Genomic DNA, 22,133 nt, shown 5'->3' with positions numbered 1-22,133 from the left:
CACGCAGGGCCGCGCGTGGTGCGCGGTCTCCAACCGAACGGGGCAAAAGGTGGCAGATCCCTACGCGAGACGTGAGGCGCTTCGGCGCGGCGCGCGCATGCTCAGCACTGCGCTGGGACCGGCAATCGCCCGCTATCTCGACGATCCCGCGATCGTGGAGGTTATGCTGAACCCCGACGGGCGGCTGTGGATCGATCGCCTTTCCGAGGGGCTGGTCGCGACGGAAGATCGCCTTTCGCCAGAGGACGGCGAGCGTATCGTTCGACTGGTCGCCCATCATGTCGGCGCGGAGGTTCATGCCGCGTCGCCGAGGGTCTCGGCGGAGCTTCCCGAGACAGGGGAGCGCTTCGAAGGCCTCCTGCCCCCCGTCGTGGTCGCCCCGACATTCGCCATCCGCAAGCCAGCGGTCGCGCTGTTCACGCTCGACGACTATGTCTGGACCGGGATCATGCCCGCTGCTCACGCGGATGCCCTGCGGGTTGCCGTCGCCGAGCGCCGCAACATCCTCGTTGCTGGCGGCACCTCGACCGGGAAGACAACGCTCACCAACGCCCTCCTCGCGGAGGTCGCGAAGACGACCGACCGGGTCGTTCTGATCGAAGATACGCGCGAGCTTCAGTGCGCGGCTCTCAACCTCGTCGCGATGCGTACCAAGGACGGTGTCGCAACCCTCTCGGATCTGGTCCGATCGTCGCTCCGCCTGCGGCCCGATCGCATCCCAATCGGCGAAGTCCGAGGCGCCGAGGCACTCGACCTCCTCAAAGCCTGGGGAACGGGCCATCCCGGCGGAATCGGCACCATCCACGCCGGCACCGCGATCGGCGCGCTCCGCCGCCTCGAGCAGCTCATCCAAGAGGCCGTCGTTACGGTCCCTCGGGCGCTGATCGCCGAAACCATCGACATCGTTGCCGTCCTCTCCGGTCGTGGCGCGGCGCGGAGGCTGTCTGAACTTGCCCACGTCGACGGCCTCACGAGCGACGGCGACTACCGCGTCGATCTCGTCATCCCCCCACTAACAGGAGTACCGTCATGAATATCCGCGCGCCGCGTGTCCGCCGCCTTGTGACGGCAGCTTCCTTCGTCACCTTGTCGATGATGCTGGCACCGGCTGCCAATGCGTCGGGCTCCTCGATGCCGTGGGAAGCGCCACTGCAGTCGATCCTCGAATCGATCGAGGGTCCGGTCGCGAAGATCGTCTCAGTCATCATCATCATCGTCACTGGCCTGACGCTCGCGTTTGGAGACAGCTCGGGCGGGTTTCGCCGCCTCATCCAGATCGTGTTCGGTCTGTCGATCGCCTTCGCCGCATCCAGCTTCTTCCTGTCGTTCTTCTCGTTCAGCGGCGGGGCACTGGTCTGATGGCGATGGGCTTCGATCCTGTGGGAGAAGTCCCGGGCTACTCGGTGCCGGTGCATCGCGCGCTCACGGAGCATATTCTCCTCGGCGGGGCGCCCCGTTCGATCGCCATCCTCAATGGCACCCTCGCCGGTGCGGTTGGCCTGGGGCTGCGACTCTGGATTGCCGGTATCGCGATCGGCTTACTTGGCCATATCGCGGCGGTCTGGGCCGCGAAGCGGGATCCGCAGTTCGTGGAGGTTGTACGCCGCCATCTGCGCTTCCCGGCACATCTCTCGGTGTGAGCCCTGCGGCCATGATGAACCTCGCCGAATATCGAAATCGCAACAGCCGGCTCGCAGACTTCCTGCCATGGGTCGCCTTGGCCGGCGAAGGCGTCGTCCTCAACAAGGACGGATCCTTTCAACGCACTGCACGCTTCCGCGGTCCCGACCTCGACAGTGCCGTCCCCGCCGAACTGGTCGCGGTTGCGGGGCGTCTCAACAATGCCTTCCGCCGCCTCGGATCGGGATGGTCCATCTTCGTCGAGGCCGAGCGGCACGAAGCTGCCACCTATCCGTCGAGCCAATTTCCCGACAGCGCATCGGCCCTGGTTGATGCCGAGAGGAAGGCCGATTTCGAGGAAGAAGGCAGCCACTTCGAGTCGAGCTATTTCCTCACCTTCCTCTTTCTGCCGCCAGTCGAGGACGCCGCACGGGCGGAGGGGTGGCTTTATGAGGGGCGCGACCAATCCGGCGTCGATGCGGGTGAAATCCTCCGAGGCTTCGTCGATCGGACGGACCGCATCCTGCAACTGGTCGAAGCCTTCATGCCGGAGAGCGCCTGGCTGAACGACGCCGAGACGCTGACCTATCTCCATTCGACCGTCTCGACGAAACGTCATCGCGTCCGCGTCCCGGAAACGCCGATGTATCTCGACGCATTACTGGCCGATCAGCCGCTGACTGGTGGCCTCGAACCAAGGCTTGGCCAGTCGCATCTTCGTGTCTTGTCGATCGTCGGGTTTCCGACTGCCACAACACCGGGCATCCTAGACGACCTGAACCGACTGGCCTTTCCCTATCGCTGGTCGACCCGTGCGATCCTGCTCGACAAGACCGACGCAACCAAGCTGCTCACCAAGATCCGACGGCAGTGGTTTGCGAAGCGCAAATCGATCGCCGCGATCCTCAAGGAGGTGATGACCAACGAGGCGTCGGTGCTGGTCGACAGCGACGCTGCCAACAAGGCAGCCGATGCCGACCTGGCTCTGCAAGAACTCGGGGCCGACTATGCTGGCCAAGCCTATGTGACAGCGACGATCGCCGTCTGGGATACCGACCCCCGCATCGCAGCCGAGAAGCTCCGGCTCGTGGAGAAGGTCATCCAGGGCCGAGACTTCACCGCGATGCCGGAAACGATCAACGCGGTCGACGCCTGGCTCGGAAGCCTGCCGGGCCATGCCTATGCGAACGTCAGGCAACCGCCGATCTCGACATTGAACCTCGCCCACATGATCCCGCTCTCCGCGGTATGGGCAGGTCCGGAACGGGACGAGCACTTCGGAGCACCCCCCTTGCTCTACGGCAAGACCGAGGGCTCGACCCCGTTCCGGCTTTCGATCCATGTCGGCGACGTCGGCCATACCTTGATCGTCGGACCGACCGGCGCCGGCAAGTCGGTTCTGTTGGCGTTGATGGCGCTCCAGTTTCGCCGATATGCAAGCGCCCAGGTCTTCGCGTTCGACTTCGGCGGCTCGATCCGCGCCGCAGCGCTGGCCATGGGCGGCGACTGGCATGATCTCGGCGGCGGTCTCACCGATGGCGACGAGGGAAGCGTCTCGCTGCAGCCACTGGCCCGTATCCACGATCTCGCCGAACGGTCGTGGGCGGCGGATTGGATCGCGGCGATCCTTGGACGCGAGGCAGTCATGCTGTCCCCGGACACCAAGGAGCACATCTGGTCGGCTTTGACCTCACTCGCCTCGGCGCCGACAGCGGAACGGACACTGACGGGCCTGTCGGTGCTGCTGCAATCGAATGATCTCAAGCAGGCCCTGCGACCCTATTGCGTTGGCGGACCCTATGGCCGTCTCCTCGACGCCGAGGCCGAGTATCTCGGCGAGGCCACCGTCCAGGCCTTCGAAACCGAAGGCCTGATCGGGACAGCGGCGGCGCCGGCAGTGCTCGCCTATCTGTTCCACCGGATTGGCGATCGCCTGGACGGCAGCCCGACGCTCATCATCATCGACGAGGGCTGGCTCGCCCTCGACGACGAGGGTTTTGCTGGCCAGCTCCGTGAATGGTTGAAAACGCTACGTAAGAAGAACGCGAGTGTTCTCTTCGCGACGCAGTCGCTGTCCGACATCGACGGATCGGCGATCGCTCCTGCCATCATCGAGAGCTGCCAGACTCGTATATTGCTCCCGAACGAACGCGCGATCGAGCCCCAGATCACAGCGATATACCGGCGTTTTGGGCTGAACGATCGTCAGATCGAAATCCTCGCGCGGGCGATGCCGAAGCGCGACTATTACTGCCAGTCACGCAAGGGCAACCGGCTGTTCGAACTCGGCCTGTCCGAGGTCGCCCTGGCGCTCTGCGGCGCTTCCTCCCGATCAGACCAGGCCGCCATCGCGACAATCCTCGCGGAACATGATCGCGCTGATTTCCTAGCGGCGTGGCTGCAGCATCACGGCCTTGGCTGGGCGGCCGATCTCATCCCCAGCCTTTCCGATGAGGAGAAGACATCATGAAAACGCGCCTGTTCAGCCGCGCGCGGGTTGCAGCGGCACTGCTCGGGGCATCCCTCACCGTCGGCCTTATCCCGGCGCAACCCGCCCATGCGCAGTTCGGCGGAGTCGTCTTCGACCCGAGCAACTACGCGCAGAACATCCTGACCGCAGCCCGCGCTCTCCAGCAGATCAACAATCAGATCACGTCGCTGCAGAATGAAGCGACGATGCTCATCAACCAGGGTCGCAACCTCGCAACCCTGCCTTATTCGTCTCTCCAGCAGCTTCAGCAGTCGGTGCAGCGCACGCAGCAGCTTCTAGGCGAGGCCCAGCGGCTCGCCTACAATGTCCAGAACATCGACCAGGCCTTCCGCACCACCTACGGCAACGCCTCCCTTTCCTCGACCGATCAGAAGCTCGTCTCCGACGCGCGCGACCGCTGGCAGAACACGGTCGGCGGCCTGCAGGATGCGATGCGTGTCCAAGCCGGCGTCGTCGGCAATATCGACACCAATCGGACGGAAATGAGCGCGCTCGTAGGCCGCAGCCAGGGCGCGACCGGCGCGCTCCAAGCCACCCAGGCTGGAAATCAACTCCTCGCCCTGCAGGCTCAACAGCTCGCGGATCTCACTGCCGTTGTCGCGGCCAATGGGCGCGCGCAGGCACTTGCCGATGCCGAGCGCTCGTCTGCCGCTGACCAGGGCCGCGAACAGCGTCGTCGGTTCCTCACGCCCGGCTCCGGCTATCAGGCCGGCAACGCGCGCATGTTCCAGAACGGCGGCAACTGAGCGCCGGATCGATGGATGGCAAGCTCTTCGCCCGGATAGGTGCCGTCGTCTTCGTCGCGCTCGCAATCACAGCGACCGCCGTCGAGATGACGCGCGACAAGACGCCGGCAGCCCGACCCGACCTGCTCCAGCCCGTCGCACAAGCCGAAGACCCGTTGCGGGCCGAACTCGTCCGGTGTCAGCAACTCGGCGAAGGCGGCCCGCGCGACGTCACATGCCTCCGCGCCTGGGCGGAAAACCGCCGCCGCTTTCTTGCTCCGGGTGCCCGTCCGTCGGGTCGCCTTCCGTCCGCCGCCTCGCCGCAGGCGCCATCACCAAATGCCGAGGCGGCCAATCCATGAACAACACCGGCGTCATCGACCATTTTCTCGAGGTCTTCACCCGCTACATTGACGGGGGCTTCGGCCTGCTGGGCGGCGAAGTCGCCTTCATCGCGACCACTCTGATCGTGATCGACGTGACGATGGCTGCCCTGTTCTGGTCGTGGGGCGCCGATGACGACATCATGGCACGGCTGGTCAAAAAGACTCTGTTCGTCGGGGTCTTCGCCTACATCATCGGCAACTGGAACAACCTCGCCCGCATCATCTTCGAGAGCTTCGCAGGCCTCGGCCTCAAGGCGAGCGGCACGGGCTTCACCACCGCAGATCTTCTCCGCCCTGGGAAGGTTGCGCAGACCGGCCTCGACGCCGGCCGACCCATCTTGGACTCGATTTCCGACCTGATGGGCTATTGGTCCTTCTTCGAGAATTTCATCCAGATCGCCTGCATGTTTTTCGCGTGGGTACTGGTGCTGCTCGCCTTCTTCATTCTGGCGATCCAGCTCTTCGTTACACTGATAGAGTTCAAGCTGACGACGCTTGCCGGGTTCGTCCTCATTCCTTTCGGCCTGTTCGGCAAATCGGCCTTCATGGCCGAGCGCGTCCTCGGCAACGTCATCTCCTCTGGCATCAAGGTGCTCGTCCTCGCGGTGATCGTCGGGATCGGCTCGACGCTCTTCTCCGAGTTCACAGCCGGCTTTGCAGGCACAACACCGACAATCGACGAGGCCATGGCGATCGTGCTCGCAGCCCTGTCGCTCCTCGGTCTCGGTATCTTCGGCCCCGGTATCGCCAGCGGAATCGTTTCCGGAGGGCCGCAGCTCAGCGCCGGCGCGGCAGTCGGAACCGGAATTGCTGCAGGCGGTGTCGTGGCGCTTGGTGCTGGCGCGGTTGGCGCTGCAGCCAGCGGTGGATCGGCTCTCGCAGGTGGCGCGGCGGCCGCGGCGCGCGGCGGGGCAACTGCCGCTGGCGGTGCAGCAACCGCCTATAGTCTCGGCGCAGCCGGACAATCGGGCGCTTCTGGCGTCGCCGCCGGACTTGGCGGCGTTGCGCGCGCGGGCGCCCAGGCCGCCGCGTCGCCCCTCCGCCGTGCAGCATCGCGCGCAAGTGAGTCCATGCGTTCCAGCTTCAACGCTGGCGGTCGTGCCGTCCTTGATGGCGGCACCTCGCAACCAGCCGCCGGGACCGAGGCCGGACCTGCCCAAGGCGACGGCCCTCCGGCTTGGGCACGCCGCATGCGCACTTCTCAGCGGATGACCCACGCCGTCCAGGCGACCGCGCATGCCGTCCGCTCTGGTGATGCCCACGGCGGCGGCGCCTCCATCAATCTCTCCGAAGGCAATGGCTGATGTTCAAGAGACCCTCGACGCACTACGGCAAAACACCGGCTCCCAAGACCCCCTACCAGCGAGCCGCGCAGGTCTGGGATGACCGCATCGGCTCGGCCCGCATCCAGGCGCGCAACTGGCGCTATATGGCGTTCGGCTCGCTCTTCCTCTCCGCGGGCTTTGCGGCCGCGCTCGTCTGGCAGTCGGCGCATGGCACCGTCGTCCCGTGGGTGATCCAGACCGATCGCCTCGGTCAGGCGCAAGCGGTAGGTCCGGCCACACCGGACTACCAACCGACTGACGCCCAGATCGCGTTTCACCTCGGCAGATTTATCGAAGAGGTCCGCTCCGTACCGGCCGATGCCATCATCGTCAGGCAGAATTGGCTACGCGCATACGACTTCACGACCGATCGCGGCGCCTCGGCACTCAACGACTATGCGCGCGCAAATGACCCGTTCAGCAAGGTCGGGCGTCAGCAGGTATCCACCGAGGTGTCGAGCGTGATCCGCGCTTCGCCGAACAGCTTCCGCGTCGCCTGGATCGAACGCCGGTACGAGAACGGCCAGCTAGGGACGACCGAGCGCTGGACGGCGATCCTCACGATCGTCGTCCAGATCCCGCGCGACGCCGACACGCTCCGTAAGAACCCCCTCGGAATCTACGTCAACGCCATCAATTGGTCTCGGGAGCTAGGACAATGAAGCCGACTTTCCGTAAAGCCGGATTTCCGGCTTCCCACATTTCCGCATCGCCCTGCGCACTCATCGCCGCGATCATTGCGCCGAGCGTCCTGGCCGGGTGCGCGTCCACGACGCCGCCCCCGAAGATTTTATACGATAACGCAGCTCCGGCAGCCGTTGTCGCCGAACCGCCAGCGCCGGTCACGGTTGTCGAGGTGCCCAAGCCCCTGCCGCTTCCGGGGCAGCTCAAACCCGTCGAGAGCAGCGCGCGCTCTCTAGAGCCGTTAGATCCGACCGCCAGGGTCAATCTGGCGAATGCCGCAGCGCGCATGCAGCCGGTACGCGACGGCTTCATCAATTCGATGCAGGTCTATCCCTTTACTCCGGGGGCGCTCTACCAAGTCTACACCGCGATCGGACAGATCACCGACATCGCGCTCCAGCCGGGCGAGCAGCTTGTCGGCGCAGGCCCCGTTGCCGCCGGCGACACCGTTCGATGGGTCATCGGCGATACCATGAGCGGGACCGGCGCATCGCAGCAGGTCCACATCCTCGTGAAGCCGACCCGGGTCGACCTCACGACCAATCTGGTGATCAACACCAGCGCTCGGACCTATCATTTGGAGCTGCGCTCGACCGAGCGGACCTACATGGCGTCGGTCTCATGGCAGTATCCGCAAGACCAGCTCATCGCCCTTCGCAGCCAAAGCGCGGCGGCGGCGGCATCGCCGACGGTTGCGACCGGGGTCGATCTTGAAAACATCAACTTCCGCTATGCGATCGAGGGCGACCGCCCGCCTTGGCGGCCGACGCGCGCGTTCGACGACGGGAGGCAGGTCTTCATCGAGTTCCCGACCGGGATCGCCCAAGGCGAAATGCCGCCTCTCTTTGTGGTCGGCGCCGATGGGAAATCCTCCGAACTGGTCAACTACCGCGTCCGCAGACACCATATGATTGTCGATCGGCTGTTCGCCGCCGCCGAGCTTCGGTTCGGGTCCGCACACCGACAGCAGCGGGTGCAGATCGTGCGAACCGATGGAAAGCCTGCAAAGTGAGCGATCCCGCAACCACCGATGACACGGCGCCCGTTGATGAGGGCGAGCCTCTGACGGGTGAGCCGGTCAGTCCGGCGGCCATGCGCCTGCGTGCTGAAGCCCCTCGCGTCACGCGGCTATCGCGGAAGGTGCTTGCGACGATGGGGCTGGTCGCGAGTCTCGGCATTGGCGGCGCCCTGATCTACGCCCTTCAATCGAACCGCACGGTCCATGCTCCCGAGGAACTGTACTCGACTGAAAACCGGCCTACCGCCGACGGGGTCGCTTCGCTTCCCCGCGATTATGGCGCGGTTCCTAAACTCGGCCCGCCGCTGCCCGGCGATCTCGGCAAACCGATCCTGAGTGCTCAGGAGCGCGGTCAGTCCGTTCAGCCTCCCGGCATGCCCGCCGCTCCCGGCGCGGCAACGAAGCAAGTCAGCCCCGAGCGGCAGAGACGCGTCCAGGAAATTGAATCCGCGCGAACCGCCCGACTGTTTGCGTCATCAGACGCCGGCGGAACCGCATCGCCCCCTTCATTGCCAGCTCTGACGGAGCCAGCGGGCGCAACGACGGGATCGCAGCCTGGCACAACTCTGACGACGCGAGACCGCCAGTCCGCATTCCTCAACGCTGCGCCCGAGCGTCGCACGGTGTCGACCGAACGGGTGACGTCGCCGGCATCCCGAAACATTCTCCAAGCAGGTGCGGTCATCTCCGCAGCTCTCATCACCGGCATCCGTTCGGATCTCCCGGGCCAGATCACCGCGCAGGTTACCGAAAACATCTATGACAGCCCGACGGGTCGCATCCTTCTGGTCCCGCAAGGCACGCGCGTCATCGGTCAGTACGACAACAGCGTCCAGTTTGGGCAATCCCGCGTCTTGCTCGTTTGGAATCGACTCCTCTTTCCGGATGGGCGATCCATCGTTCTCGAGCTGGCGCCAGGTGCGGACGCTGAAGGCTTCGCCGGTCTGCAGGACGGGGTGAGTTTCCACTGGTGGGATCTCGCCAAGGCAGCAGGCCTCTCGACGCTGCTCAGCGTCGGCTCCGAGCTGGCCGTGGACGACGATGACCGCCTGCTACGCGCCCTGCGCAATGGTGGCCAGGACACCTTCAACGATGCCGGTCAGCAAATTGTCCGGCGCCAGCTCGATGTTGCACCCACGCTTACGATCCGCCCCGGGTTTCCGGTCCGCGTAATTGTCACCCGCGACCTCGTGCTAGAACCCTATGGAGATTTATGATGGGCAAACTGAAGCTCAGCGTGATTGGCGATGAGAAGCCAGTCAAGGTGACGATCGAGATTTCTGCCAATCTGTATCGCGATCTCACCGACTACGCTGCGCTGCTCTCGGCCCAGGCCGGTCAGCCAATACCCGACCCGAAGAGTCTTATCGCTCCCATGATCGAGCGCTTTATCGCCAGCGACCGGGAATTCTCTAGATCGCGCAAAACCGAAAGGGTCGGCACGAGCCAACCGGCCTGAACTTCATATGGTTTTAGTGCATTCACCGGCCGTGTTAGGCATCTTACCGCGGCCCAGCGAGGCGGCTACTGCAATAAAATCGACGGCATACGGCGTAAGCGCCTTATCTTTCCAGACTGCCGACATCATTAGAGAGTTCGGCTTTTCGCTCAAACGTCGAAAAACTATACCAGATATCTTGCGGCGCGCTGTTGCCTCGTGAGCGAGGGTCACGCCGTATCCCCACGCGATCAGATCAAACGAACTTGCCTCAGAGACTTGGTGTTCTTCGATTCTAATATCAGTCATATTACCAGTGAGCCTAGCTACCAAGCATTGATCTTTGTCTATCTCCTTACCTCTATTTGGAACAATCAAAGTCTCGTGGGTCAAGTCACTCCACATCACCCGCCTGTGAGTGACAAGCCTGTGACCGGCTGGCAGAGCAACATATACAGCCTCCTGCCATAGCTCTTGAATCTCAAACCCATGCAATGCTTTTGGAGTTATCAAAAATGCAATGTCGATGCCCCCTAGTGCCAAGCTTCGGCGAAGTTGGATCGTGTCAGCTTCGACAATTGTTATTTTGCACGAGGTAAATTGCGACCTAAAACGGCGCATGGTTTCTCGGAATAGTAAACTCGCGGTACGAGAAGGAGAAACTCCAATCTTTAGTTCGGCAGGATGACCGCGGTGGATCGCTGCTGCCGCGCGTGCTGCAAGTGCAAACTGTTCGGCACCGATCAGAGCGCCCTCAAGAAAGGTATGTCCTGCATCTGTAAGGCTGACGCCCAAGCGCGTTCGCCTAAAAAGGCTGAACCCCAGCCGGTGCTCAAGCAGCTGAACTCGGCGACTAATCGAAGATTGCGGTAGCTCAAGCAGCTCCGATGCTTGACGAAAACTGCCGGTCTCAGCGGCTGCGACAACGCAGCGCAAATACCTTAAGTCGAGCGAAATGTCAGGCAATGCGCTCTCCAAAACAACATCACTAGCAGTGCGCAGGCCTTTTTCCCGCATTCGGAGCGCCGCCGCCATGCGCTTCCTAAGTCGCGTCCGAACATAACATACGATCGTATGTGTATGAGCGGCAGTGGTCAATCGTTTTAGCACCATCAGGCCAAGCCTCAGTCGAGAACAGCGCCTGCCGCCTTAGTCTGCACAATGGCGCCGGAGTTGAGGCTAGGATCAGCCATGTGGACATAGTAAAATGATGATGAGGTAGCGCGGTTGAAGCTAAATAGATTGTTAACGCTTGTAAGGGGTCGAGCAGACCGATCTACGGTCGACTAGTTCTCATCTCAGTCAATCTCTGATCCCAACCGATCACGGGCGCGTAGCCGAGCTACTCGTGCACACTGCGGCGGAATGGTGAGAACACGGCCAACTAGTTGCAGACGCTGCCGCCTTAGCGGTGGGTCGCCGCCGAGCGCTCGGACCTTCCAACCGCTTCACTGCCAGTGGCCATGAGCTAGGCGAGGCGTTGTGGCGCCGAGCGCTCGCCCGACTACGCGGAGAGTTGCGCTGAGAACCGGGCTATGCGGCCTAGCGGCCAATTGACTAATCTCAACCGACTATATACGTACGTTCGTATGCATAACAATGCTGATCAGTTGTTGGCTGCTCGGGTGTACTCGTGAAGCCGGATAGGGATGCCCCATCTGGCTCGTTGTGGATCGTACTAGGTCTGGCAATGGGTCCCGCTGTCGTCCTTGGGCTTTCTCGTTTCGCTTACGCGCTTCTTCTGCCGACGATGCGCGCGGATCTCGGTTGGAGCTTTGCCGACGCAGGTGCGCTGAACACGGGCAATGCGGCCGGGTATCTGGCGGGTGCGCTGTTTGCCAACGGGCTCGGCGGCCGCGTCGGTCATAAGACCGCTTTTGTCTCGGCCTTGCTACTAACGTCGTTAGCGACCGGGGCCTCCGCGGTCGCCGTGAGTTTCCCGGCTCTGCTCGCACTCCGGTTCCTTGCAGGTCTCTCGGGGGCAGTGGCGTTTGTGGTAGGTGCAGGGCTGACGGCCGGCTTCAATGCGTCGCCCAAGAGGAGCTCGACCCTGCTGGGTCTCTACTTCGCTGGCGCGGGAATCGGCGTAACAGCGTCGGCGCTGCTAGTGCCCCCGCTCCTCGCCACCGTTGGATGGCGCGGGGGTTGGCTCGCGCTCGGAGCCTTGGCGCTGGGCGCGACGCTCTGGGCGGGGGCGGTGATCCGGCGAGTGCCCCCGCCGCCGCTTCGGAAGCTCATCGGCGGCAGGGCATGGTCGCCCGGTTCGATGACGTTCCTGTTGGTGTCGTACGGCCTCTACGGTGCGGGATACATCGCCTATGCCACCTTCATTGTGGCATTCCTCCGCGACACGGAAGGCTTCAACGCCGTTGCGATCACCACCTTCTGGTCAGTCCTCGGCTTGTCGTCCGTATTCGGCGCATTCGCATGGGGACCTATCCTCGCCCGGTTGCGTGGCGGCCTGTGCGCTGCCGCAACGATCGGCGTGGTGGCGGCTGGGACGGCACTGCCGATCGCTTTGCCAAGTCCCCTGGCCTCATACACGTCCGCGATCCTTTTCGGCGGATCGTTCCTGGCCGTCATTGCATCGGTCACATCCTTCGTACGGAGAACAACCGAGCCAGAGGCATGGACTGCCGCAATCGGGGCGCTGACAATCTCCTTTGGTCTTGGTCAGTGCATCGGGCCCGTGCTGAGCGGCGCGATGGCCGATGGTCCGGACGGCATTCGTCCAGGGCTGTGGGTGTCAGTCGGCATTCTGATCGCGGCCAGCGTCATCGCAGCGCTGCAGCCAGAGCCCGCGAGGAAGGACGCGTGATCGAGCGCGGCCCCTCGACGGTGTCCGGCACCCAAGCGCCTGCCGATCGAGCGCTGCGAGAAGCGGCGTAGCGCTCCGCAATACTGTCAACAAACCGAAGTGGATGGATCTGTGAAAGGACCAATCTGGCAGTGGGATGCCGTCGATGTTGCGGCTGGCGTTCGCACTAAGCTGATTTCCAGCCGAGAGGCGGTGCAGGCGTCACTCGATAGGTTGGAAGCGGTCAATAAGGAGGTCAATGCCGTTATCGATGTGCGCGCCGAGCTCGCGCTCTCCCACGCTGACGACGCCGATCGTGCCGTCCAACGAGGCGACGTTCTCGGCGCCCTTCATGGCGTGCCGATAACCATCAAGGAGAACGTCGACGAAGCGGGAGCGGCAACCACGCACGGGGTGGTAGCCTTTCGAGATGCTCAAGCCGCTGAAGATAGCCCGGCCGTCGCCAACCTGCGCAAGGCCGGAGCCATCTCGATCGGACGCACGAACATGCCCGCCTTTGCGATGCGCTGGCATACGGACAACGCCCTGCATGGGCCGACATACAATCCTTGGAGTCGACGTCACACAGTTGGCGGGTCGAGCGGCGGTGCGGCTGCGTCGCTCGCCGTTGGCATCACGTCTTTGGCTCATGCTAACGACTTCGGAGGATCGATCCGCTACCCGGCGTATTGCTGTGGCTTGGTCGGCATCAAGCCAACGGTGGGAAGGGTCCCGCACTTCAATCCGTCAGCGACGGACGAGCGCCCCCTCAGCGTCCAGCTCTTCTCCGTTCAAGGACCGATGGCCCGTAGGGCTGGCGACCTTCGCGTTGCGTTGGCAGCGATGTCGGCCAGGGACATCCGGGATCCCTCCTGGCTTCCCGTTCCGCTCGCCGGCTCGCCTATCGACAAGCCCCTCCGTGTTGCAGTGACCATCAATCCATCTGGGCTCGGCGTGGATCCGAGCGTGGCAGAGGCTGTTCAGAAAGCCGCCACTGCCCTGAGCAACGCGGGTTACGAGATCGAGCACGTGGAGCCGCCAGAGGTCGACGCTGTTGCCGAACTCTGGTGGCGGTTGGCGTGGTGGGAGGTTGGTGAGCTCTCTGTGGGAGCCATCAACACGTTCGGCGACGATGGTGTCAGGCAAGCGATCGAGCTGTACCTGGCATCGACGACGAAACCCGATCTTGGAAGCTACATGCGTGCCTTGGCAGCACGCGCGACGCACGTTCGGAAGTGGCTGGCGTTTCTCGAAAAATATCCCCTGATCCTCGGCCCGGTGTCGACGGCACCGCCGTTCCCGATCGACTTCGATCGCGATCCGGCGGCCACCGGAGCAAGCCTCCGGGAGGCTCAGCGTCTCTTGGTCGCCGTAAACCTTCTGGGCCTACCCTCGATCGCCGTGCCGACCGGCCTATCGGATGGTGTACCGCTCGGCGTACAGATCATCGGCTCCCCCTTCAGAGAGGATCTCTGCCTCGATGCCGCCGAAGCGATCGAGGAAGAGCTAACCGTTAGTACGCCCATCGATCCCCACGGTTGACGCGAGCCGCCTTTATTCCGGCGGCCGCTCGACAGATTGTGCCGCCGCACCATATACATACGACCGTAGGTGTTGAGAAACGAAGGCAGGCCCGTGATCACAACGTCAGAGCCAGACAGCCGCGACGGTCGCCGCGTGCGGGGCGATCGGGCGCGAGCGCAAATCCTGACGCACTCCACCGCCATCGCTTCGGTCGAGGGTCTGGACGGCCTGACCATCGGCCGCCTAGCGGCTGAGGCGAACGTCGGTAAGGGCAACATCCAGGTCCTCTTCGGGGACAAAGAGTCGCTGCAGCTGGCGACGCTGCGAAGCGCTGTCGATCTATACCGAGTGGCGGTGATCGACCCGGCGCTGACTCAACCCAGCCCATTGCTGCAGCTCCAGGCTTTGGTGGAAGGTTGGTTCGAGTTCGTCGAGAAGCGCACTCTTCCGGGTGGATGCTTCATCAACGCAGCGAGCAACGAATATCGTGCGCGACCTGGACGTATCCGCGATCAGGTGAAGGAGCATCGTTCTGAGGCGCGCTCCAGATTTAGAGGTCTGATCGTCAAGGCGAAGAAACTTGGAGAGCTTCGCCCCAACGTCGACGAAACGTGCTTGGCTTTTGAATTACTGGCTTATCAGTCGGCAGCCAATGTCGCTGCTCTGATGGGCGACGAGGAAGAGTTCTTACTCGCGCGTCAGGCTTCTCAGCAGCGGCTCGCGGCCGTCAGGGCGAACTAATCCCGAGGGCCACGGCGCGATCGTAAAGGGCCGGATCTCGCCGTCGGCATCTACATGTCCCGCCACCTGCTCAGCGCCTGGCAGAACGGGAAAGCTGGGCCAATCCGGCGGATCACGAAGGACCTGGAGAGCATGCGGGTGCTGAGGACAACCAGGTATGACGATGACGAACCACGGTCGTGAGCTGGCGGCTCTCAGCCCTCAGAGATCGTCAGTGAATAGCAGAGGAAACTGATTGGTTATGCCTGAGCCTAGCGTTCACCTCGTCCACGTCTTCACTGCTGGCGCTCATGGCGGCAATCCGGCTCCGATTGTCCTCGACGCCGACGGGATGGATAATGAGGCGATGCGCCGGGTCGCTGCGGCGCATGGGCACGAAAGCGGGTTCGTGTTGCGAGCGACCGGTGCGGCTGATCTCCGCCTTCGGTTCTGGATGCCAACCCAAGAAGTCGAAATGTGCGGGCACGCCACCGTCGGCGCGATATGGGTGCTTAATCAGCAAGGGCGTCTGAGACAGGAGAGGCTACGGATCGAAACCGGGAGCGGCGTGGTCGACGCGATTGTGTCCCGGTCCGGCGGGGAAGATGTGGAAGTTGAAGTTTCCCAGCCGGCGGCAACCGTAGAGGAGGTCATCGGATCGGACCTGCGTGCGGAGATCATTGCTGTTCTGGGCATACCGGCCGGGATGCTGGCTGAGCCGATTCAGAACGCCCGCACCAGCAGGACGAAGACGCTCATTCCGGTTAGATCAGGGCAGGTGCTCGATGCGATCACGCCCGATTTCTCGCGGGTACAGGAGCTGTGCGATCGTTTGAGCTCCACCGGCCTCTACCCCTATGCGTTGACCGCCACCCCTGACGTGGTGGATGCCCGGCAGTTCCCACGATCATCCGGCTATCCCGAGGATGCCGCGACGGGTGTGGCGGCCGCAGCACTCGCCTTCGGACTTCGCGCACGTGGGCATCCACTCCCCACCCGCGCCCCGCTACGCGTACGCCAAGGACGGTCTATGGGGCGCCCCTCCGAGATCAGAGTCCGTTTCGAAGATGATGGGTCCAGCCTTCGTTGCTGGCTCGGTGGCGCCGTTCGCATGGGAGACCCCTCGTGAGCGGTTGGAGAGAGCGCTTGCTAACATTAGGGCTCTCGCTTCCACCCTCGCCTGCGCCAAGAGGAGCCTACCGATCGGTAACGGTGATGAATGGGCTGGCCTATGTTTCCGGGCAGGTCTCTCGCACCGCGGACGGCATCATCACGGGTCCGGTCGATAGCCGGACGCCGGCGCGAACCATCCGAAATGCCGCGGAGGCCTGTGTCATGCGGGCGCTGGCGGCGCTGGAAGGTGAGGTCGGCCTCGATGCTATCGGCCAGATCGTGTTCGTCCGCGGCTTCGTATTCGCTCGGGCTGGCTTTGCCGATCACTCGCGCATCCTCGACGCCGCCTCGGAGCTAATTGTTGCCATTCTCGGCTCCGCTGGCGAGCATGCGCGCTCCGCGGTTGGAGTGTCGGGCCTCCCGGGCGACGGTTTGCTGGAATTGGAGGTCGTGGCTGCCGTTGGAACGCTCAACTAGCTGTCGAGGCTAAAGGCTGAGAGACAACCCGACGGCTAATCAAAGCCACTTTTCCATGACGACGAACATCAGGTCGTCTCGCAGCGGCGTACCGAAACGGTCGTCGTCATAAGGGAACGGCTCCGTCTCGCCGGTCAGCGTATAGCCACGACGTTCATACCAAGCGATGAGGGTGTCGCGCACGTTGACGACCGTGATGCGGATCCGGTCGCCGCCTTTCGCGCGTACGTACTGTTCTGCTGCCTCCAACAGCTTTCGGCCGGCGCCGGCATTCTGCCTGACCGGATCTGTGGCTAGCGAGCCCATATACCACTGTCCTGTACCCAGAGGCTGAAGCCACACGCACCCCGTTGTTTCCTTACTCTCGGGGTCGATCCACTTGAGCAGAGAGGCAGCGGGATGGGCGAGAAGGTCGGCTCTCAGCAGTGCTTCGGTCGTCCTATCGCCAGCGATGTAACCGGCTTCCGAGTTCCAGCCAGCTTCTGCCCCTGAGCCGCGGTAGGCGCGATTTAGAAGGCTGACGATCGCAGGAATGTCGGCGTCTTCGGCATTGGTGAGCATGCTGACTCTCGCATTCGATCGGACGGAGCGTGATCGCTGTGGCGATCTGCACTCCGCTAGTGGGCTGTCAAAGCGGCGCGTACGGCTTTCGTGTAGCTTGGTCCCACTGCGACATGGAGACGATCGCCAAGCACGAGCGTGGCTGACCCTTTCTCGTCCACCTCAAAGCGTTCAACTTTATCCAGACACACGTACGCGGAGCGGTGTACTCTCATGATGCGCGGGATAAGCTGAGTAGCCAGGTCCGCCATGGTAGTGCGAATGATGAAGCTACGCTGATCCGTGTGAATCAAACAATAATCTCTTGCGGCCTCGATCCAGACTATCTCGCTTTGCGGTACATCGATCTCACCGCCCTTTTGAGGCACGTGGAGGCAAGGCGGTTCGTCTTCCGTCGCCGTTGATACCGGCTCCCGGGTGCTCGCCAGTCTACGCCTGGCGCGTTGCAAGCTCTGATGTAGGCGATCCGGCTGCACTGGTTTGAGAAGATAGTCGACGGCGTCGAGCGCGAAGGCTTCGATGGCGTGCGTGTCGAACGCTGTTACGAAGATGATATCCGTCGGCGAGCCTGCTGCAAGCGCTGCGGCCACCTCCAGCCCGGAGGTGCCCGGCATCTGGATATCCAAGAGAACCAGATCCGGCGATGCGGCTCGAATGATCTCCAGCGCCGATTGCCCCGTGGTGGCGGTCCCCACAACCTCCACGTCCTCGACGTTGTCGAGCAATCGGACCATGCCGCGAAGGGCGAGCGGTTCGTCATCCGCCAAGACGACGCGTATCAATGTGCTTCCTCAAAACGTAGGGGGAGCCGAATAGAAGCGACGAACGAGCCATCACCCAAGCGTGCGTCGAAACTTGCCTTCGAGCCGTAGAGCGCCAGAAGACGCGCGGAAACGTTCTCCAGCCCTATGCCGAGGCCCGGCGGCTCCGCATAAGGCGGTCGTAGCGAGCCATAGTCGGCAACCCGTAACAGCAGTGTATCTGCCTCGGCGACTGCCCGAACCTCTATCGCGACGGGCGCCGCTGACGGTACGACGGCATGCTTCACGGCGTTCTCGACCAAGGGCTGCAGGATCAGACCCGGCACTTTAGCGCCGCTCAGAGCTGGCTCACAATCGAAGCGGACCTGAAGCCGATCGCCGAAGCGGATCGACTCGATGTCCAGATAGGCCTGAGTGGTGTCGAGCTCGTCCGCCAGGGTCGTAGTTTCCTGCGGCGATGACGACAGCGCCGCTCGCAGGAAGCCGGACATCCGGTTCACCATGTCGGAAACCTCGCCGTTGCGCCCTTCCGCCGCCAGGGTCGCAAGGGCGTTGAGTGCGTTGAACAGGAAGTGAGGGTTAAGCTGAAGCTGGAGCGCCGCTAGCCGCGCCTGCTGTTCCGAGAATGTTGCGTCGGCGAGCTGGCGCTCACGGTGCGCCAGTTCGTCATTCGCGCTTAGCAAAGCTGTCGCGGCGGTCTGCAAGGCGAAGATCAGGAGGAAGTACACGAGATTGTAGCGTACGGGCAGGAACGCCGAGACAGGAGGCAACCCGAAGGTATGGGTCGCCCAAAATTGGAGCGTCGCGTCGGCCAACCAGACCGTGGAGCCGCCGAACGCTGCGATCGCCGAGAGCGCCGGCCAGTTCGGCCGCGTACGGTGACGCATGAGCCGGCCGATCGCCGAGGAGAGAACGAGCGAGACGGAAAGACCGCACAGGTTTGTCCCCAGCATGGTCAAGGCGTCACTGCCGGCGGTCGAACCGGCAAAAGACAGCACCAGATTTACGGCGGCCACCGCGATCCAGATGGCCGCGATCACGCGCCCAACCGGCGTATGGCGGCTGCCTGACGGCATGGGCCGATTGGCGCTCCGTATCACGGTTGGTCCGGTACCTTGGAGGTCGATGTGCCCGACGTCTGCGCCGGAAGGTACGTCGGAGGGACAACGCCGAAAGTTGGGTAGGAGCCGCCGGTTGGCGGAGGCACAAGCGTTTTCGGCACTGGGCCGATCTTTCGGGTCAGCCGCTCCACTGCGATCTCAAGCGGGCGGTCGCGGTCGGCGAGGACATCCGCCGGCGTCGTCTCGACCGGCACGTCCGGCTCGACGCCGTGATTTTCGACCGACCACTGACCCTCCGTGTCGTAGAAGCTGATTTCAGACGCGGTCACGGTGCCGCCGTCGAGCAGCGTCCAGTCCGTCCGGATTCCACGAATGCCGCCCCATGTACGCGATCCGATAAGCTCGCCGAGCCCGTAAGCGCGGAAGTGCAGCGGGAATACCTCTCCGTCTGACGCGGAATCACTGTCGATCAGCATCGCCTTGGGACCCACCACGACTTGGTCGGGCTGGGTTTGCGGCACGCGGTCACGTCCGGTCTGCATCCCGGACAGAGTGCGCCGCAGGCGCTCTAACAGTATTTCATCGATGTTGCCGCCAGGATTGCCGCGTACGTCGACCAGCAACGCCTCGGCGCCTAGCTGGGGATAGAACTGGCGGACGAACTGCCGCATTCCGAGGCGGCCCATATCGTTGAGACCGATATAGGCTACTCGTCCGCCGGATAGGCGCGAGACGAGCGCGCGCTTCTCCGCGAGGTGGTCGACCTCGCGTAGGCTCTCGTCATTCGATACCGGGAGCACACGGACCTTCCTTGCAGGCCCGTTCTGATGGGAGGCAATCGTCAGCTCCACCGTGCCCGCGGCACCGATCAGCGCTTCGTCCGGCGACTGTGGTGCGCGCAGCGGAACGCCATTGACCGCCAGAAGGTAGTCGCCAACGTCGACATCGACGCCGGGGCTGCCGAGCGGCGCGCGGTAGTCGGGTCGGCTGCTGTCGCCGCGATAGATCCGTGCGAAGCGGTAGCGGCCGCTCTTCTGGTCCAACGCATAGTCTGCGCCGAGCAAGACTGACTCGGACGGCTTTGCTCCTGAGCCGTCGTCGCCACCTCCGCTCCTAAGGTGCGAGCCCGACAGTTCACCAATCATCTGGTTGATGAGCCAAGTGAGATCGCTCCGGCTACCAATTAAGGGCAGGAGGCGGGCATAGTGATCGCGGACACCCTGCCAATCGATGCCGTGCATGTCGGCATCGACATACAGGTCGCGCTCGAGGCGCCAGGCGGTGAAAAACATCTCGCGCCACTCGTCCCGTGGAACGATCGTGGTCGACAGCTCAGCCACGGGCAGCGGAGTTTCATTCCCGCCCTCTGCGGCAACGGACGCCCACCGGCCGTTGCGCACAAAGACGATCCGCGAGCCGTCGGCCGAGACGACGAAGCTCGATGGATCACGGACCAGGATCGTATCGCTGGCGTCGTTTAGGTCTAACCTGTGGACCGCCGACGCCGCGCCCGGCAGCGTGCCGCCCATCACGGGAGGCGGTGCGCTCATGTAGAACACCCGGTCGCCGCGAACCTGCAGATCGGTGATCTTGGCAGGCTCCACCGGTAGCGGCACAACTCGCGACATCAGGCCAGCGAGATCAACGTCGCCCGGTACTCGCGCAGTTGCAGACGATCGAGCCCCTGTCTGACCTTCGGCGCGCGGGGCAAGCGGCGGGACGTCGCCTTTGGCGAGCGAAGCGACGTAGATCCCACCCGACTTAACGGTCACCGCGTTGGTCTCCCGGTCTGCATAGATCGGAATGTCATTGCGATCGGACACGAACAGGATGAAGCGCCCGTCACCCGAGAAAGCGGGACGATAGTCACTCTCCATGGGGGAGCTGACGACGGTGTCGAGCCCGGTTCCGGTGTCGTAAAGGTGTAACTCGCGGAGCCGGTTGCTTCTGCTCAGGCTATAGGCGAGCCAGCGTCCGTCGGGTGAGAAGACAGCATCGTGCTCGTCGGTCTCGTGCATGTAGTGGTGCCGGTTGTACGCCACCTGTCGCGCCTCACCTCCATGGGTCGGCACGAGCCAGAGCCGGTGCGCCGCATCGTGGATGGCGATCCATCGTCCGTCCGGTGACCAGACCGGCTTGTAGAGGAAGCCGCTCTTGAATCGCGTAAGAGGCTGCTCCGCGCCCCCGCTTGCGGGACGCAGCACCAATTGCACTTCGCCGGATCGATCGGTCGTGTAGGCAACGAAGCGCCCGTCCGGTGAGATCGAGGGGTGGTCCTCCTCAGCGCCCGTCGTGCCGGTAAGGTTTGTCGCGCCTCCGGTGCCAAGCGGCAGCGTGAAGATTTCCCCCCTCGCTGCCAGCGCGGCGACGCGCCCATCGGGCGAGATCGAGTAATTGACGTCGTAGTCCGTGTCATACTCGCGCAGTTGCGCCGCTACCACGGTCACCCTTGGGCCGGTGCGTGCGCGGTCATCCGGCACCGTCACGGGTACCATGGCGAGCCGCTCGCTCCGTAAATCGAGCTGCCACAGGCTTCCGCCCTTGCTGAAGGTAATCCTGCCGTTGTTGAGCGAAGGCGCATCGACGTCGTAATCGTCGAAGAACGTCACCTGCCGTGTTTTGCGACTGCTCAGGTCCAGAGCCCAGATGTTGGCACGCCGATGCTGATCGCGATCGCTCAGGAAGTAGACTGTGTTGCCAGTCCACATGGGCGCGGCGTCGGTCCCCTTCCAATCGGTCAGCCGCTCATCGGCATGGGTGCGGAAGTCGTGAAGGAAGAGGTCTGGTGCCTGCCCGCCTTGATAGCGCTTCCACGCAGCGCCATCGGTGAAAGATCGAGTGTAGATCATTCGCTTACGGTCCTGCGAGAAGGACAGGTGTCCACTGCGATCGATAGGGAGCGGGACCGGGAGTCCACCTCCGCGCGGGACGGAGTAAGGCCTGAGCTTCCGCCCCGACCAATCTTCGTGCGCGCTGAGGAAGATGACCGATTGCGAGTCCGCCGACCAGGCGACCACCCACTCGTTGAAGTCAGGACGATAGGTCAACCGGCGCGGTATGCCGCCACTTGCCTTCACGACATAGACGTCTCTGCTCCCGCCGATGACGTGCGTGAAGGCGACCCACTTCCCGTCCGGAGAACACCGCGCCATCTGAACGCTACCCGGACCTGAGGTCAGGCGGTGGGCGACATGATCGGCGCCGGTGACGCTCCAAAGCTGGCCTCTGGCGGCGAAGACGATCCGATCCCCGCATGACGTCGGAAACCGGATCAACGCCCGCTCACCGTTCGTCTCGGCCTCGGCGTGCGCCGGGACTGGTGATAACGCCGCGCAGAGAAGGCAGGCCCCGCGCAAGAAATACGCCTTGAGCTTCTTGGAAGAGTTCAACGGACTGGACGGGATCGGCTGAGGGTGGTTTCGCATCCACGCC

At 63.3% G+C, this 22,133-nt stretch carries 21 protein-coding genes; 16 read left to right on the top strand and 5 right to left on the bottom strand.

Annotated elements, in window-relative coordinates; translation table 11 throughout:
* Positions 1 to 97: 97 nt before the first annotated feature.
* The 11 genes from trbB to CRO12_RS11025 all read left to right on the top strand — a co-directional run bounded on the left by trbB (position 98) and on the right by CRO12_RS11025 (position 9,708).
* Positions 98 to 1,033: a P-type conjugative transfer ATPase TrbB gene (trbB, locus tag CRO12_RS11075; protein WP_218838887.1), complete on the top strand. Its 936-nt coding sequence runs from the start codon at positions 98 to 100 to the stop codon at positions 1,031 to 1,033.
* Positions 1,030 to 1,359, top strand: coding sequence for a TrbC/VirB2 family type IV secretion system protein (locus CRO12_RS11070; RefSeq protein WP_097064065.1), 330 nt, complete (start codon positions 1,030 to 1,032; stop codon positions 1,357 to 1,359). The genes trbB and CRO12_RS11070 overlap by 4 nt, the downstream gene beginning before the upstream one ends.
* Positions 1,359 to 1,640, top strand: coding sequence for a VirB3 family type IV secretion system protein (locus CRO12_RS11065; RefSeq protein ID WP_097064064.1), 282 nt, complete (start codon positions 1,359 to 1,361; stop codon positions 1,638 to 1,640). The genes CRO12_RS11070 and CRO12_RS11065 overlap by 1 nt, the downstream gene beginning before the upstream one ends.
* Before the next feature lie 11 nt (positions 1,641 to 1,651).
* Entirely contained in the window at positions 1,652 to 4,090 is a 2,439-nt protein-coding gene (gene trbE, locus CRO12_RS11060; RefSeq protein ID WP_097064063.1) for a conjugal transfer protein TrbE, read from the top strand.
* Positions 4,087 to 4,857 (top strand): P-type conjugative transfer protein TrbJ, encoded by a 771-nt coding sequence (gene trbJ / locus CRO12_RS11055; protein WP_097064062.1) that lies wholly within the window; start codon positions 4,087 to 4,089, stop codon positions 4,855 to 4,857. Before trbE ends, trbJ begins: the two co-directional genes overlap by 4 nt.
* 11 nt (positions 4,858 to 4,868) lie before the next feature.
* Positions 4,869 to 5,198, top strand: coding sequence for a putative entry exclusion protein TrbK-alt (gene trbK-alt, locus CRO12_RS11050; RefSeq protein WP_097064061.1), 330 nt, complete (start codon positions 4,869 to 4,871; stop codon positions 5,196 to 5,198).
* The gene (gene trbL / locus CRO12_RS11045; protein WP_097064060.1) at positions 5,195 to 6,526 is read left to right on the top strand and encodes a P-type conjugative transfer protein TrbL; all 1,332 of its coding nucleotides are present in this window, start codon (positions 5,195 to 5,197) and stop codon (positions 6,524 to 6,526) included. The genes trbK-alt and trbL overlap by 4 nt, the downstream gene beginning before the upstream one ends.
* Entirely contained in the window at positions 6,526 to 7,209 is a 684-nt protein-coding gene (gene trbF, locus CRO12_RS11040) for a conjugal transfer protein TrbF (protein WP_097064059.1), read from the top strand. The genes trbL and trbF overlap by 1 nt, the downstream gene beginning before the upstream one ends.
* A complete protein-coding gene (gene trbG, locus CRO12_RS11035) occupies positions 7,206 to 8,243 on the top strand; it encodes a P-type conjugative transfer protein TrbG (protein WP_097064058.1) in 1,038 nt (345 codons plus the stop codon). Before trbF ends, trbG begins: the two co-directional genes overlap by 4 nt.
* Before the next feature lie 80 nt (positions 8,244 to 8,323).
* Positions 8,324 to 9,466 carry a TraB/TrbI/VirB10 family type IV secretion system protein gene (locus CRO12_RS11030; RefSeq protein ID WP_097064313.1) on the top strand — a complete coding sequence of 381 codons (1,143 nt, stop codon included), beginning with the start codon at positions 8,324 to 8,326 and terminating at the stop codon, positions 9,464 to 9,466.
* Positions 9,466 to 9,708 (top strand): DUF2274 domain-containing protein, encoded by a 243-nt coding sequence (locus CRO12_RS11025; protein ID WP_097064057.1) that lies wholly within the window; start codon positions 9,466 to 9,468, stop codon positions 9,706 to 9,708. The genes CRO12_RS11030 and CRO12_RS11025 overlap by 1 nt, the downstream gene beginning before the upstream one ends.
* A gap of 3 nt (positions 9,709 to 9,711) precedes the next feature.
* Here the strand turns inward: CRO12_RS11025 and CRO12_RS11020 are convergent, their stop codons facing one another.
* On the bottom strand, positions 9,712 to 10,722 hold the full coding sequence (locus CRO12_RS11020) for a LysR family transcriptional regulator (protein ID WP_179640977.1): 1,011 nt from the start codon (positions 10,720 to 10,722) through the stop codon (positions 9,712 to 9,714).
* 655 nt (positions 10,723 to 11,377) lie between these two features.
* Between CRO12_RS11020 and CRO12_RS11015 the strand changes: the two genes are divergently transcribed.
* The 5 genes from CRO12_RS11015 to CRO12_RS10995 all read left to right on the top strand — a co-directional run bounded on the left by CRO12_RS11015 (position 11,378) and on the right by CRO12_RS10995 (position 16,318).
* A complete protein-coding gene (locus CRO12_RS11015) occupies positions 11,378 to 12,505 on the top strand; it encodes a YbfB/YjiJ family MFS transporter (RefSeq protein WP_097064055.1) in 1,128 nt (375 codons plus the stop codon).
* A gap of 111 nt (positions 12,506 to 12,616) precedes the next feature.
* Positions 12,617 to 14,026, top strand: a complete 1,410-nt coding sequence (locus CRO12_RS11010) for an amidase family protein (protein WP_097064054.1) — start codon at positions 12,617 to 12,619, stop codon at positions 14,024 to 14,026.
* Positions 14,027 to 14,119: 93 nt separating this feature from the next.
* On the top strand, positions 14,120 to 14,749 hold the full coding sequence (locus CRO12_RS11005) for a TetR/AcrR family transcriptional regulator (RefSeq protein WP_218838886.1): 630 nt from the start codon (positions 14,120 to 14,122) through the stop codon (positions 14,747 to 14,749).
* 241 nt (positions 14,750 to 14,990) lie between these two features.
* Entirely contained in the window at positions 14,991 to 15,857 is an 867-nt protein-coding gene (locus CRO12_RS11000; protein ID WP_097064053.1) for a PhzF family phenazine biosynthesis protein, read from the top strand.
* Complete coding sequence (locus CRO12_RS10995) at positions 15,854 to 16,318, top strand: RidA family protein (RefSeq protein WP_097064052.1); 465 nt, start codon at positions 15,854 to 15,856, stop codon at positions 16,316 to 16,318. Before CRO12_RS11000 ends, CRO12_RS10995 begins: the two co-directional genes overlap by 4 nt.
* A gap of 39 nt (positions 16,319 to 16,357) precedes the next feature.
* Here CRO12_RS10995 and CRO12_RS10990 read toward each other — a convergent pair whose 3' ends face one another.
* The 4 genes from CRO12_RS10990 to CRO12_RS10975 are packed head-to-tail and all read right to left on the bottom strand — an operon-like array spanning position 16,358 to position 22,090.
* Positions 16,358 to 16,879 (bottom strand): GNAT family N-acetyltransferase, encoded by a 522-nt coding sequence (locus CRO12_RS10990; RefSeq protein WP_097064051.1) that lies wholly within the window; start codon positions 16,877 to 16,879, stop codon positions 16,358 to 16,360.
* 56 nt (positions 16,880 to 16,935) lie between these two features.
* A complete protein-coding gene (locus CRO12_RS10985) occupies positions 16,936 to 17,646 on the bottom strand; it encodes a LytR/AlgR family response regulator transcription factor (protein ID WP_144033594.1) in 711 nt (236 codons plus the stop codon).
* A gap of 11 nt (positions 17,647 to 17,657) precedes the next feature.
* Positions 17,658 to 18,680, bottom strand: coding sequence for a sensor histidine kinase (locus tag CRO12_RS10980; RefSeq protein ID WP_179640975.1), 1,023 nt, complete (start codon positions 18,678 to 18,680; stop codon positions 17,658 to 17,660).
* A 56-nt stretch (positions 18,681 to 18,736) separates the two neighbouring features.
* Positions 18,737 to 22,090, bottom strand: a complete 3,354-nt coding sequence (locus tag CRO12_RS10975) for a S41 family peptidase (protein ID WP_179640974.1) — start codon at positions 22,088 to 22,090, stop codon at positions 18,737 to 18,739.
* Between the last annotated feature and the right edge of the window lie 43 nt (positions 22,091 to 22,133).

Origin of the sequence: Sphingomonas guangdongensis (assembly GCF_900199185.1) — a bacterium.
Taxonomy (GTDB): Bacteria; Pseudomonadota; Alphaproteobacteria; order Sphingomonadales; family Sphingomonadaceae; genus Sphingomonas; species Sphingomonas guangdongensis.
Note: the sequence above shows the minus strand (reverse complement) of the source record. Positions and strands in the feature narration are given on the sequence as shown.